Here is a 14,024-nt window from a genome sequence, read left to right as displayed (position 1 = left end):
GGGCTCATGCGCCGACTCCGGCGAGGGCGGCGATCTCCGCGGTACGCGGGCCCTTGAGCAGCTTGACCGCCTCGGCGGGATCGACGGGGCCGACGCCGTACGACGGGCACATGCTTGCCAGCGGGCAGGCCCCGCAGGCGGGCTTGCGGGCGTGGCAGACCCGGCGGCCGTGGAAGATCACCCGGTGCGACAGCATCGTCCAGTCGCGCTTCTCGACGAGTGCGCCCACCGCGTGCTCGATCTTGACCGGGTCGGTCTCCTCGGTCCAGGCCCAGCGGTTCACCAGCCGCTGGAAGTGGGTGTCCACGGTGATGCCGGGGACACCGAAGGCATTGCCGAGGATCACGTTGGCGGTCTTGCGCCCGATGCCCGGCAGCGTCACCAGCTGCGCCAGCGTACGCGGCAACTCCCCGCCGAACCGGTCGACGAGCTGCTGGCCGAGCCCCATCAGGGAGGCCGCCTTGTTCCGGAAGAAGCCGGTCGGGCGGATCATCTCCTCCAGCTCCACCCGGTCCGCTCCGGCGTAGTCGGCGGCGGTGCGGTACTTCGCGAACAGGGCCGGCGTCGTCATGTTGACCCGCACGTCGGTGCACTGCGCGGACAGGATGGTCGCGACCGCCAGTTCGAGCGGGTCGGTGAAGTCCAGCTCGCAGTGCGCGTCAGGATGGATGACGGCGAGTTCGCGCGCCATTCGCCGGACCCGGCGCTTGCGCGCCAGGTCGGTCTCGCCCGTCACCGATACCACGGCAGAGAGCCTACGTCGCGGGTGAGCTGATCGCCCCGTCCGCGCTCAGCACCGCGCCGCTCTTGCCGAAGTCGTCCTTGGTCATCTGGGTGATCAGGCCGAGCGCGCGATCCTTGGTGTCGGGCTGCGGGACGCCGTGCGCACCGCTGAAGATCGTGGACTGGAACTGGCCGGAGACGAAGCTGCCGTCCTTGTTCAGCGTCACCTTCAGTACACCGCCCCAGCCCAGCCGGCCCTCGCTGCGCAGCTGGCCGCCACCGGCGAAGTTGCCCAGGCTGTACGCGATGAGCCGGCCCTTGTAGAACTCCATGCCCCGCACCACGTGCGGCCCGTGCCCGATGATCAGGTCGGCGCCCGCGTCGATCACGGCGCGGGAGAACGCGTGCGGGTTGCCCCGGTTCTCGCCGAGGAAGTTCTCGGTGCCCGGCCGGACGTGGCTCTTCTCGGCGCCCTCGGCCCCCATGTGCACCTGCACCACAACCAGGTCGGCCTGCTCCGCGGCCTTCGCCACGACCTTCTTGGCCGAGGTCAGGTTGAGCAGACTGTTGTTGCCCGCGTACGAGGAGAAGCCCAGCACCGCCACCTTGACGCCCTTGACGTCGACGACGGTGATCTGATTGGTGGCCCCAGTGTGCTTGAGCCCGGCCGCGTCCAGCGCCTTCTGGGTGTTGGTGAACCCGGTGCTGCCGTAGTCGCGGCTGTGGTTGTTGGCCGTGTTGAGCAGGTCGAACCCGGCGTCCACCAAGTGCTTGGCGTAGGACGGCGGCACCCGGAACTGGTGGCAGTTGACCGGCTCGCCCGGTTTGGGCGCCGGGCACTTGCCGGTGCCCGTCTCGTCCGTGATCGGCTGCTCCAGGTTGCCCATCACCAGGTCCGCCGGCAGCAACGGCTTGATCTTGTCGAAGTAGCCCTTGCCGCCGTTCGGCGGAAGATCCTGCGGCGCGTCGCCCATGATGATGTCGCCGGTCGCGGACATACTGATGGCGTTGGCCGCCGGGTCCGCAGTGGGCTCGGCCGGCGCGGCAGTCGGCGTGACGGCGGCGCCCTCGGGCGCGTGCCACTGCGCTGTCACCGCCTCGGCGGGCGAGGTGACGGCCGAGAAGCCGAGGCCGACGACTGTGACAAGGAGCACGATCGCGCCCGCGGCGGAGACCCCCGGCCGTGCACGAAGCGATGCGAACACCCGGTCCATGGTGGAGCGGGGCGGCGTTTCGGGCGACGATGCGGGGGTATCGGGGCGGCTCAGGGGGTGTATGGACATCGCCGGGCACTCTACCCGCCCGGTGCCACGACCGGCACCGGAGCAGGTCGCAGGATTACGGGGGTTGGCGTCCGGTTGCCACCTGCGTGCGCCTAGACTGACCTCGCGCGGCGTACGTGTAGCGACGAGTTAATCCACGGTATGCCCACGATCCGCGTCGATGGAGGTAGGCGATGGACGAGGTGCTGGCTCGTAGCGGGATCTTCCAGGGTGTCGACCCGGAGGCCGCCGAGGCACTTGCTCGTGAGATGGAAACGATCGAGATCCGCAAGGGCGAGATCGTGTTCAACGAGGGTGAGCCAGGGGACAGCCTCTATATCGTACTCTCCGGCAAGATCAAGTTGGGTCGACGCGCCGCCGACGGCCGGCAGAACCTCGTCTCCGTGATGGGTCCTTCCGACATGCTCGGCGAGCTGTCCCTGTTCGACCCCGGCCCGCGCACCGCCACCGCCACCGCGGTGACCGACGTGCGACTGGCGCGGCTGCGCAAGCAGGCCCTGCGCCCGTGGCTGAACAACCGGCCGGAGATCGCCGAGCAGCTGCTGCGGGTGCTCGCCCGCCGCCTGCGCCGCACCAACGACGCGCTGGCCGACCTCATCTTCACCGACGTGCCCGGCCGGGTCGCCAAGAACCTGCTGCAGATGGCGGGCCGCTTCGGCACCCGCGACGGCGGCGTGCTCCGGGTGACCCACGACCTCACCCAGGAGGAGCTGGCGCAGCTCGTCGGCGCCTCGCGCGAGACGGTGAACAAGGCCCTGGCCGATTTCGCCTCCCGCGGCTGGCTGCGCCTCGACGGCAAGAGCGTCATCATCCTCGACCCGGAGCGCCTGGCCCGCCGCGCCCGCGTCTGACCTTCCGCACCACACACGCGCCCACCTCCCGCGCCCACCCGGCGCGCGACGGTGGGCGCGCCTGTGTCCGGCCCGGCGGCGCTCGCCCCGTGCGTCATGCCCACGCCGGCCGGCCTGCCCGCACTGACCACCTCGCCCTGCCCCGCCCTGCCCGGGCCCCTGCGCCCCCTGCGCACCCCGCGCGTCTTGACCGCCCTGCTCGTCCTGGCCGGCCCGCGCGTCCTGGCCGCCCTGCGCGCTCCGCCCGCCCGTCCCCCGGCCGCCCGCCGCGGAGGGCTCAGCCCTCATGATCGCTCGACTTGCCCGGTACACGGGCGTATGCGGGCTCAAGATACGCGCACCTGCCGGGCAAGTCGGATGACCTTGGTGCGGTCCCGGCCCGGCCTGGCCCGGCGGCGAGGTCATACGTTCGGTTGGGGTAGGTGGGCCGAGCGACGGATGAGGGTCCGCGTCGTTAGGTGTGAGGGCAGGTGGTGACGGAACCCTCTGGATTCGTACGAAATCCGGACATACCTGTGCATATTGGCTGGTCAAAGTGTCGGGAACTTGTCGCTGACATGTCAGCCCATGAGGGACTTCGTTGGTCCGAGTGGTCGCGAACCTCGCAAATTGAGCGCGGCTAGACGTGTCCACATTGACCGATCGTGCGGTGACCTTTCGCCTGTGCTTGGGCGAACTGGACACCTCAGGCGCCGCCCCGATCGGTCGGTCGGATGTCTCCGACGATCGAAAGAGGTCCCTACCACTATGAACACGTTGGTTCGACGCACACTGAAGGTCGGCGCGCTCACTGCCGGCGCAGTCATGGCCACCGGCACCGCCGCGTACGCCGAGGCCACCGTCATCAGTGCGGGCAACACCGGGGTGCTCAACGGCACCCAGGTCTTCGCTCCGATCCAGGCTCCGATCAACCTCTGCGGTGTCGCCGCGAGCGTGGGCGGCGACGCGATCGCCGGCTGCGTCGGTGGCAGCGCCGCCGAGCTGGAGGGTGTGTACGACGCCCACCTGATCAGCACCAACAACCACGGCATCCTGAACGGCACCCAGGTCTTCGCGCCGATCCAGGCCCCGATCAACGTGTGCGGCGTGGCCGCGGGCGTGCTCGGCAACGCCGCGGCGAAGTGCAAGGGCGGCGCGAGCGCCGACCTCGACGGTCACCACCACAAGAAGAAGCACCAGTGCGACAGCCAGTGCGGTGGCGGCTACGACCGCGAGTCGACCGAGTCGGGTGACCTGCTGGGCGGCCTGCCGCTGGTGGGCGGCCTGACCAACGGCGGCCTGCCGCTGGTCGGCAACCTGGGTGGCAGCGGGCTGCCGCTGGTCGGCAACCTCACCGACGGCGGTCTCCCGCTCGTCGGCAGCCTCGGCAACGGCGGCCTGCCGCTGGTCGGCAACCTGACGAAGGGCGGCCTGCCGGTTGTCGGCGGTCTGCTGGGCGGCCAGGGTGTGGCGCGCAACGCCGACGCGATCGACATCGACGCCCTGGACGCGGTCGGCACCATGGGCCAGTTCGACACCGAGAGCGACGCCGCCGAGCACAACGCCAGCAACGGCGGCAACGGCGGCGGCACCGGCACGACCTGCAACAGCGGCTGCGGAGGCAACGGCGGTGGCCACAACCACCACCCGAAGCCCAAGCCGAAGCCGCGCCCGCAGCCCTGCCCGGACCACGGTCACGACCACGACCACCACCAGGGCAAGCACCACCGGCACGACGGCGACGTCAAGATGATCAGCGCCGGCAACCACGGCATTCTGAACGGCACCCAGGTGTACGCGCCGATCCAGATCCCGATCAACGTCAGCGGCGTGGCCGTCGGCGTGCTCGGTGACGCGGCCGCCTGGAGCGTCGGCGGCGCGTCGGCCAACCAGTAGCCGTCCGGCCTGCCGGCGGGCACGGCCCACGATGACTTGAGAAGTCACCCGCGGACCGGAACCGGCGAAACACTGCACCCGCCTCACCCCGCCGGCAGGCCGGCAGCCAGCGCGAGACCCTTTCGCTGACCGAAGAACCGCGCTGGCCCCAGCACCACCGAGGACGTCCCCAGGACCGGACACCATCCAGTCCGGCCCGGGGGACGTCCTTTCTCGTCCCCCGGGCGCCCACCCCCACCCCTCCCGCGCGCCCTACGGGCCGCCCACCGTGGGCCACCGGACCACTCCAGCCGCCAGGGACCGCCGCCAAGGGCCGAGTCCCGGGGCAGTCGGCAACCTTTGAAGACTCGCGCCCTCAGGAGGCTCCTGAGGGCGCGAGTCTTCAAAGGTTGCGGCGGGCACCGTACCGGGCCGGGTGGCCGAGGCGCGGGAGAGAGGGTCAGGCGGGGGTGAGGACGGCGAGGAGGGCGCCGGTGTCGACGAGGACGCCGGGGCGGACGTTGACCGCGGCGACCACGCCGTCGGCGGGGGCGTGCACGGGGTGCTCCAGCTTCATCGCTTCCAGGGTGAGGAGGAGGTCGCCGGCCCCGACGCGCTGGCCGGGGGCGACCAGGACGCGGCCGACAGCCCCGGGCAGCGGGGCCGTCAGCGAGCCTTCCTCCAGCTCCTGCACCGGTTCCGGGAAGCGGGGCAGGCGGCGCAGGGCGAGCGAGCCCTCGGCGCTGTCGACGTACGCGGTCTCGCCGACCTCGTGCACGTGCAGGGCGAGCCGGATGCCGGCCACGTCGAGCACGACCTCGTCCGGTGCTGCCGAGACGACCGCGACGGGCGGGTGGTCGTCGACGGGGCCGACCTGGCCCAGCCCCGCGAGGTCGAGCTCCTCGGGGTCGACGGCGCGGACCCACCACTGGGCCAGCGCGCCGGTGCCGTCGAGGCGGTAGCCGACCTCGACCGGGCCGGCGGGGCCGTCGTACACCACGGTCTGGGCTCCGGTGGGCACGTTGCGCCAGCCGGACGGGATGCCGCGCTGCACCGGGGCCGCGGCCCGCCGCCGGGCGGCGGCGGCCAGCGCCGCGGCCAGGCAGCTGAGCCGGACGGCCTCCACCGAGGACAGCAGCGGCGCGAACACCTCGGGCTGCCGGTCGAGCAGGCCGGTGTCGATCTGGCCGGTGAGGAACGCCGGGTGCCGCAGCACCCGGACCAGCAGGTCACGGTTGGTGACCAGGCCGTGGATGCGGGTACGGGCGAGCGTGCCGGCCAGCATGCGGGCCGCCTCGTACCGGGTGGGCGCCCAGGCCACGAGTTTGGCCAGCAGCGAGTCGTAGTGCACGCCGACGACGGTGCCGGGCTCGACGCCGGAGTCGACCCGGATGCCGGGTTGGAGCATGGGCCGGAACTGGGCCGAGACCTCGGGCACCTCGAACCGGTGCACCTGCCCGGTGGCGGGCAGCCAGTTGCTGGCCGGGTCCTCGGCGCACAGCCTGACCTCGATCGAGTGCCCGCGCATCGGCGGCGCGGACGCGAACGGCAACTGCCCGCCCTCGGCCAGGTACATCTGCAGCCGCACCAGGTCGAACCCGGTGACGCACTCGGTGACCGGGTGCTCGACCTGCAGCCGGGTGTTCATCTCCAGGAAGTAGAACTCCCCGTCGGGGCTGAGCAGGAACTCGACCGTGCCGATGCCGACGTAGCCGATGGCCTCCGCGACCAGGACGGCCGCGGCGCACAGGTTCTCGCGCAGCTCAGGGGAGACGGCCGGGGACGGCGCCTCCTCGATGATCTTCTGGTGGCGGCGCTGGATGGAGCACTCCCGCTCGCCCAGCGTCACCGTGTTGCCGTGCTGGTCGGCGGCGATCTGCACCTCGATGTGGCGGGCCTGCTCGACGTAGCGCTCGCAGAACACGGTCGAGTCGCCGAACGCGCCGAACGCCTCGCGCCGGGCCGAGGAGACGGCCTCGCCCAGCGACTCGGCGTCGCGCACGATGCGCATGCCGCGGCCGCCGCCGCCGATGGCGGCCTTGACCAGCACCGGGTACTCGTCCACCGCGGACGGATCGGTCCAGCTCGGCAGCACCGGCACCTCGGCCTCGGCCAGCAGCGCCTTCGCGTCGATCTTGGAAGCCATCACGGAAATGATCTTCGAGGGCGGTCCGACCCAGGTCAGCCCGGCGTCGACCACCGCCGCGGCGAAGTCGGCGTTCTCGGCGAGGAAGCCGTAGCCCGGGTGGATCGCGTCGGCCCCGGTCTTGCGGGCCGCCGCGATGATCAGGTCGCCGCGCAGGTAGGTCGCGCTCGGCGCGGAGCCGGGCAGCTGCACGGCATAGTCGGCCTCGGCGACGTACGGGGAGTCGGTGTCGGCGATGGAGTAGACCGCGACGGTCTCCACCCCCACCGCCCGGCAGGTCGCGAAGATGCGACGGGCGATCTCGCCCCGGTTGGCCACCAGCAGTCTGCGGATCATGACGCCACCTCACGCTCAGGCGCGTTGCCGGGTGCCCTGCGGGCCGGCGACGCGCTCACCGATAGGCAGATGCCCAGCACGGTCCGGGTGTCGCGCGGGTCGATCACACCGTCGTACGGCTCAGTGGACTCCTCGCCCACCGGCCAGCTGAACCGGAAGCCGGGCCCGGCCAGCGCCCAGGACCCGGGTGACGTGCCCAGCACCAGGGTGATCCGGTCGGCCTGGGCCAGCGCCCGCAGCAGCAGCGCGGAGCTGTCCGGCTGAATGTGCCCGGCCGGGTTGGCCAGCACGAGCACGGGCACGCCCGCCTTGCCGGCCAGCCGGGCCAGTTCCACGCCCTTGTCGGCGCTGTCGGGGTCGATCACCGGCCCGGCCGCCGCGAGCACCGCCACCGGGTGGCCGTGCACCGCGCCGAAGCCGGCCAGCAGCGCGCCGCCCCGCTGGGGGCGGAACTCGTCCAGGTCGGAGCCGTCGAGCACCCGCGCCAGCACCTCGCGCGGGTCGGTCACCGCGGACGGGTCGGCGCTGGCCACGGCGAGCAGCTCCTCCGCCTCGTACCGTGGCGGCTCGATCGCGCCGGGCAGCGGCCCCCGCTGGAAGGTGACCAGGCGGCGCACCGTCTGACGCACCATGCGCAGCGCGTCGCGCTCGTCCTCGGCGACCATGTCCATCCGGGCCGCGTCGCCGCGCCCGCGCACCGTGATGGCGTGGTCGGCCAGGCCGGGCAGCGGGGCGAGCCAGGCGTCGAGCGGGCCGAAGACGGCGCAGAGCACCGGCGCGGCCATCCGCCCGAGCCGCGCGAAGCAGGGATCGGGCACCCCGGCCCGGCCCTGCTCCTCGGGTGTCGACTCCAGCAGCAGCACCAGCGGCAGCAGGTGCCGGTCGGCCAGCTCCACGGCGCGGGCGAACTTGGCCCGGCCCGCCTGGGCGGGTCCGCCGACGTACACGGTCGGGTCGTTGGCGATGATCATGCATTCGATGCCGTCGACCACGCCCAGCGCGGTGACCAGCCCGGCGCCGACCGGCTCCCCCGCTGGGCGGCCCGCCGTGGCGGCGAGTTCCAGCAGCGCGGTGTCGGAGTCCACGAGCAGCTCGATGCGCTCGCGGGGCAGCAGCTTGCCACGGGCGTGGTGCCTGGTCACCTCCTTCTCGCCGCCGCCGTCGCGGGCCTGCCCGTGCGCCTGTTCCAGCGCACGCAGGGCCGCCTGGGCGGTGCTTCGGTTGTCCAGGAAGGAGGGCGCGCGGGGGTCCAGCGCGGTGTCGAGAGTCGCCATGGTGAACCTGCTCCTCGGTGCTCCACCGCTTGTTGACACCAGAGCAACGAGTGGTTCAAGGAGGGCGACACGCGCCCGGCGGCGCGTCGTGCCTTACACCCCAGGGCGGGTGACGTATCCACGCAGGTGCGGGCGCCTATTCGATCACTGGAAGAGTTTGTCGATGAGGTTGCCGAAAAAGCCCTGGCGCTGGGGCGGGACCTCGGACGGGCCGACGTTCGAGACGTCGACGGTCGAGGTGTCCTCCTGCGCCGGGCCGTCCAGGTCGACGGCGGCCAGCAGCTCCTCCAGCGCCCGCGCGGTGGGCCGGGCGCCGGGGTCGTTGTCCATGCCCTGGCGCAGGATGGCGCACAGCGCGGCGGGCACCTCGGGCAGGTCCGGCACGGGCAGCGCGAACATCTCGATCAGCGTGAGCAGGCCGGGCGGGTGGTCGCGTTCCCAGCGCGGCGGGGCGCCGCGCAGCAGCGCGTACAGGGTGGCGCAGAGCGCGTACACGTCACCGGGCGGTGCGGGCTCGGCCCGGCGGAACGCCTCGGGCGGCGCGTACGCCGGGGTCATCACGTCGAGCGTGATGTCGGGGTCGCGGATCTCGGCGAGGATGGCCAGCCCGAAGTCGGCCAGGGCCGGCTCGCCGAAGTGGCTGATCAGGATGTTCGCCGGCTTGACGTCGCGGTGCACCACGCCCCGCTCGTGCGCGTCGGCCAGCGCGTCGGCGATCTTGACGCCGAGGTCGCGCACCTCGTGCGGGCGCAGCGGCATGCGGTCCTGGTACGAGCCCGCGTACAGCTCCATGATCAGGTACGGGTGGTTGTCCGAGGTCAGGCCCGCGTCGAACAGGTCGGCCACGTGGGGGTGGCCGGACATCTTGCCCGCGGCCCGCGCCTCGCGCAGGAAACGCGAGCGGTCGCGATCGGTGTCGACCGTGCGGTTCTCCACCTTGACCGCGACCTCGCGGCCGACCGACTCCTGGACAGCCCGGAAGATCGTCGCGTAGCCGCCGACGGCGAGCAGCGACAGATCGGTGAGCCCGGGGATGTCCGGGAACGCGGTCGGGGTGTGCTTCACGCGCTAGACGGTAGCGCCTCGCCCCGACGTGACGGCACCCCATGTCGCCAATGCAACGGCACGTTCGCTCGTCTGCTGGGTCCCGTCCGCGAGCACGCGCGCCCGCTCGGCCGCGACCAGCGCCTGTTCGTCCTTTCCGGCGGCGGCCAGGACGCGGGCGTACGACGCCGCGGAGCGCACCAGGCTGCGCACGTCCACGGCGGGCAGCGACTCGGCCAGCTCCGCGGCGGCCAGCGCCTCCTCGACCTGGCCGGCGGCCAGCAGCGCGTCCGCGTACAGGGCGACGCCCTGGCGGCGGGAGTAGAGCATGGACGGCGCGTGCGGCGCGGCGGCCACCGGGGTCAGCAGCCTGATCGCCATCGCGGTGTCGCCCGCGGCCAGCCGCGCCGCGCCCAGCAGCGCCCGCGGGCCGACCCGGGCCGGGTCGAGCACGCCGTACGGCGACACCATGGTCAGCACGGAACGGGCGTCCAGCTCGGCGGCCTCGAAGTCGCCGCGGTCCAGCGCCACGAAGCCGCGGACCGTGCCGGCCATGCCCACCAGCAGCGGATGGCCGACCTTCTCGCCCTCCTCCAGCGCCTCGCCGAGCAGGTCCTCGGCGTGGCCGTACTCCCCCAGCCCGCGCGCCACCACGCCCCGGGCGACCAGCGCGAAGCCGCGCCCCCAGACGTCCTTGGCGGCGGCGAAGTCGCGGTAGGCACGGCGCGCCTCGCGGTCGGCCTCGCCCAGCTCGCCCAGCTCCGCGGCGGCGAACGCGGCGACCGCCCGCAGCGTGCCGACCGCCCACGCCTCGCCGACGCGCTCCCCGAACGGCAGGAACACGTGCGCCAGGCGCAGCGCCTCGGTCAGCCGGCCCGACAGCAGCCGGGCGAACGCGGACGTGCCGCGCAGCCAGGCCCGGCCCACCGGGTCCTTGGCCTCGGCGAACAGCCGGGCCGCGCGGGCCAGCGCCGCGTCCGCGCCGGCGAAGTCGCCGCGGGTGGTGGTCACCCAGGCCAGGTTCTGCAGCGACCAGGCCTGCGACTTGCGGTCGCCCGCGGTGACCGCGATCTGGTACGCCCCGGCGAACCGGCTGGACGCGTCGCCCAGCCGCCCGCCGAGGAAGTCGGCCATGCCCAGCCGGCGCATCGCCTCGGCGCGCTCGCCGGGCAGCTCGGCGTCGGTGGCCGTGGTCAGCGCCTCCGACCAGAGCCGGTAGGCGTGGTGCGGGTCGCCCTGCGACACGTGGGCCCGGCCCGCCAGCAGCAGCGCCCCGGCCCGGGTGCGCGGCTCGTCGGTGGCATCGGTGACCAGCTTCTCGGCGTCGTGCAGCGCCTCGGCGATCCGGCCGTACTGCAGCAGCGAGCGGGCGTGCACCAGGCGGTCGGCCACTGGCAGCGCGCCGGGGGCCAGCCGCGCGGCGCGCTCGCCGTAGGCGACGGCCTCGGCGGGTTCGCCGGACTGCCCCGCCCGGCGGGCTGCCCGGCCCAGTGCGGCCACGCCGAGCGGCGCCACCTGGCGGGCGGGCACGTCGGGGCGCAGCCGTACGGCGTCGGCCAGGCGGGTGGCGCGTTCGGCGTGCTCGGCCACGAAGGCGTCGCGCATCGCCTCGGTCACCCCGGTCAGCCCCGGCACGGCACGGCCCGTGGACACCTGGACCGGCGGCTCGCCGGGCGCGGCCCACCGGGCCAGGAAGGCGTGCCGGTCGGCGAGGTCGGCCTTGCCGACGCCGCCGTACGCGGCCTCGCGCAGCAGCGGGGTGGCGAAGGCGAACCCGCCCCGCACCCGGCGCAGCATGCGGCGTTGCAGCAGCTCGTCGACGGCCCGCTCCAGCTCCACGGCGACCACGGCGGCGGGCCGCCCGTCCCGGCCGGAGCGGCGCTCGCGCAGCGCCTCCAGCGCGCCGGTGGGCACCTCATCACCGACCACGGCCGCGTCGCGCAGCACCGCCCGCGCCTCGGTGGGCAGCGCGTCGATACGGGCCGCGAGCACCGCGGCCAGGTCGCGGGAGAGCAGCTGGTTGCCCAGCGAGCCGGGGGTGAGCCGCCACTGCGCGCCGGCCTTCGTCAGCGCGCCGCGCTCCATCAGCAGGGTGGTCAGCTCCGCCAGGTAGAACGGGTTGCCCTGGGCGGTGGTGAGCAGCCGGTCCTCGTCGGCCTGCGGCAGCCGCCCGCCCTTGAGGTAGGCGGTCAGCAGCCGGGCGGCGTCCGCACCGCGCAGCGGCGGCAGCGTGTTCGCCTCGGCGTCGGCGACCCGGGTCAGCTGCCCGGCCCGGCGCACCAGCTCGGGGCGGCCCAGCAGCAGCACCAGCACCGGCCCGGTCAGCGCCTCCAGCGTGACGCCGAGCGCGTCGAGGGTCTCCGGGGTGCCGTCGTGCAGGTCATCGACGATCACGACCAGCGGCGACTCGGTGGCCAGCGCGTCCAGCAGCCGCGCCACGGCGACCGCGAGCGTGGCGGTCTCCCGGCCGGGCTGCTCGGGGTCGTCCCCGGACAGCCCGTGCCACTGCGCCAGCTCGTTCGGGTCGGCGTAGCCGAGCAGCGACAGCAGCGCGTCGACGTCCACGCTGACCGGCTTGCCGGGCTCGCTGCGCTGGGTCAGCCGGGTGGTCAGCCGGCGCAGCCGCTCGTCGGCGACCTGCCGGGTGACCGCGGTGGCCGAGTCGGCGGGCAGGCCGATGGCCAGTCTGACCAGGTCGGACAGTGGCGCGAGGCGGCGGCGCTCGCCGTAGGCGGCACACCGCACCGACAGCACCCGGGCCTGGGTGCGCGCCGCGAAACGGCCGGCACTGACTTCGTACCCGTTGGCGAAGCGCTCCACCTCGGTGGCGAACCGGGTCTTGCCGATGCCCGCCTCGGCGGTGAACACCAGCACCCGCGGCTCGTCGCGGTCCACGACCTCGGCCAGGCGACCGGCGACCCGGCCCAGCTCGGGCTCGCGGCCCACGAACGGGCCCTCCTCGCCCAGCCCCGCCCGGCTGCCCCGGGCGTCGTGCAGGCCCAGCAGCTCGTACGTCTCGACCGGTTCGCGCTTGCCCTTCAACCGCAGCGGACGCAGGTTGCGCCAGCCCGCCACGGACCCGGTCGCCGCCACCGTGCGCGCCCCGGCGTAGACCGCGCCCACGGCGGCCGCGTCGGCCAGCCGGGCGGCGGTGTTCACCGTGTCGCCGATGACCGTGTACTCCAGCCCGGCCTGCACGCCCGCGACCACCGGCCCGGTGTTCAGCCCCAGCCGCAGCCCGGTCGGCGCGCCGCCGCCGCGCTCGTCGTCGAGCACCCGGCGCACGGCCCGCTGCATCGACAGCGCGGCCCGCACGGCCCGCTCGGCGTCGTCCTCGTGCGCCACCGGCGCCCCGAACACGGCCATGATGCCGTCGCCGGTCAGCTTGTCGACGTGCCCGCCGAACGTCTTCACGGCCCCCGCCAGCGCGGACAGCACCCGGTCGGTGACCGCGCCGACCCGCTCCGGGTCGCGCTCCTCCGACCACGAGGTGAAGTCGGAGAGGTCGCCGAAGAGCACCGTGACGACCCGGCGCTCGGTGGCGGGCAGCGTCGCCGCCGCGGGCAGGGCAGCCCCGCAGTGGTGGCAGAAGCGGGCCGCCGGCACCGGGACGGTCCCGCAGACAGGACAGGTCATGACAGCTTCACAGCTCGCTCAACGTCGCCAGGTACGCCAGTTGTGCCCGCACGGTCCACTCGGCCGCGAAGCGGATCCCCGGGTCGACGTCGGCGTAGACGAGGTCGACCACTTCCTCCGGGGTGCGCGCGCCCTGCTTCAGCGCGTTACGCACCTGGTCGAGGCGCTCCAGCCGGTGGGCCCGCAGCCAGGCCGCGGCCACCGCGCAGTTCGGCAGCGCCGGACCGTGTCCGGGCAGCCCCGGCACGGGGTAGCCGGTCAGCGTGTCCAGGCTCGCCAGGTAGGCCCCCACGTCCCCGTCGGGCCAGGCCACCACGCTGCTGCCGCGGCCCAGGATGGTGTCACCGGTGAACACGACCCTGGTCCCGTCGCGCTCCGCGACGAAGCACACTGAATCAGCGGTATGTCCAGGGGTGTCCAGCACGGTCAGCCAGTCCGGGGCCTCGCCGACGCTCGCGCCGGTCATCGCCGCCAGGGTGGCCACACCTTCCACATGGTCGTGGTGGCCGTGGGTGACCAGGATGCGGCGCACCGGCCCGGCCGCGACGATCGCGTCGAGGTGGGCGGGGTCGTCCGGGCCGGGGTCGATGACGGTGCCGTCGGCGAGCAGCCAGGTGTTCGTGCCGTCGAGGGTCATCGGGCCGGGGTTGGGTGCCCGCAGCCAGGTCACCCACGCCGGGAGGAGCTCCGAGGTCAGCCGCGCCGTCATGCCGAGAACTCTACTGAGCCGCGCGCCGGTCGCCCGCTCCCACGGTGGTCAGGTTTCGTCCCCCGCCCCGCCCGCGCGCCCCACCCGGCTTTATATAAACGTTGGCCTATCTGGATGAGAAATTCGCGATCGAACTCCTCCAGATAGGCCAACGTCTATGAAGAACGG

At 73.6% G+C, this 14,024-nt stretch carries 8 protein-coding genes and 1 pseudogene; 2 read left to right on the top strand and 7 right to left on the bottom strand.

Translation table 11 applies throughout. From position 1 onward, the window contains the following. Positions 1-4: 4 nt before the first annotated feature. The gene (gene nth, locus F6W97_RS07740) at positions 5-745 is read right to left on the bottom strand and encodes an endonuclease III (RefSeq protein ID WP_196279011.1); all 741 of its coding nucleotides are present in this window, start codon (positions 743-745) and stop codon (positions 5-7) included. A gap of 10 nt (positions 746-755) precedes the next feature. Beyond that, the gene (locus F6W97_RS07735) at positions 756-1,937 is read right to left on the bottom strand and encodes a CapA family protein (RefSeq protein WP_155369586.1); all 1,182 of its coding nucleotides are present in this window, start codon (positions 1,935-1,937) and stop codon (positions 756-758) included. 242 nt (positions 1,938-2,179) lie between these two features. On the opposite strand from F6W97_RS07735, the gene F6W97_RS07730 reads away from it, so the two are divergent. Beyond that, a complete protein-coding gene (locus F6W97_RS07730) occupies positions 2,180-2,857 on the top strand; it encodes a Crp/Fnr family transcriptional regulator (protein WP_120317442.1) in 678 nt (225 codons plus the stop codon). A 756-nt stretch (positions 2,858-3,613) separates the two neighbouring features. Continuing rightward, positions 3,614-4,732: a chaplin family protein gene (locus F6W97_RS07725; protein WP_196279010.1), complete on the top strand. Its 1,119-nt coding sequence runs from the start codon at positions 3,614-3,616 to the stop codon at positions 4,730-4,732. 439 nt (positions 4,733-5,171) lie between these two features. Here the strand turns inward: F6W97_RS07725 and F6W97_RS07720 are convergent, their stop codons facing one another. The 5 genes and pseudogenes from F6W97_RS07720 to F6W97_RS07700 all read right to left on the bottom strand — a co-directional run bounded on the left by F6W97_RS07720 (position 5,172) and on the right by F6W97_RS07700 (position 13,856). Continuing rightward, positions 5,172-7,193, bottom strand: coding sequence for an acetyl/propionyl/methylcrotonyl-CoA carboxylase subunit alpha (locus F6W97_RS07720; RefSeq protein ID WP_155369407.1), 2,022 nt, complete (start codon positions 7,191-7,193; stop codon positions 5,172-5,174). Continuing rightward, positions 7,190-8,467 (bottom strand): carboxyl transferase domain-containing protein, encoded by a 1,278-nt coding sequence (locus F6W97_RS07715; RefSeq protein WP_155369405.1) that lies wholly within the window; start codon positions 8,465-8,467, stop codon positions 7,190-7,192. Before F6W97_RS07715 ends, F6W97_RS07720 begins: the two co-directional genes overlap by 4 nt. 255 nt (positions 8,468-8,722) lie before the next feature. Then, positions 8,723-9,532, bottom strand: a pseudogene (locus F6W97_RS07710) (serine/threonine-protein kinase); the annotation flags it as partial. Positions 9,533-9,535: 3 nt separating this feature from the next. Further along, positions 9,536-13,147 carry an adenylate/guanylate cyclase domain-containing protein gene (locus F6W97_RS07705; protein ID WP_155369403.1) on the bottom strand — a complete coding sequence of 1,204 codons (3,612 nt, stop codon included), beginning with the start codon at positions 13,145-13,147 and terminating at the stop codon, positions 9,536-9,538. Positions 13,148-13,154: 7 nt separating this feature from the next. Beyond that, positions 13,155-13,856, bottom strand: coding sequence for an MBL fold metallo-hydrolase (locus F6W97_RS07700; RefSeq protein ID WP_155369401.1), 702 nt, complete (start codon positions 13,854-13,856; stop codon positions 13,155-13,157). Positions 13,857-14,024 lie beyond the last annotated feature (168 nt).

Origin of the sequence: Catellatospora vulcania, from assembly GCF_009720385.1 — a bacterium.
Classification (GTDB): Bacteria; Actinomycetota; Actinomycetes; order Mycobacteriales; family Micromonosporaceae; genus Catellatospora; species Catellatospora vulcania.
Note: the sequence above shows the minus strand (reverse complement) of the source record. Positions and strands in the feature narration are given on the sequence as shown.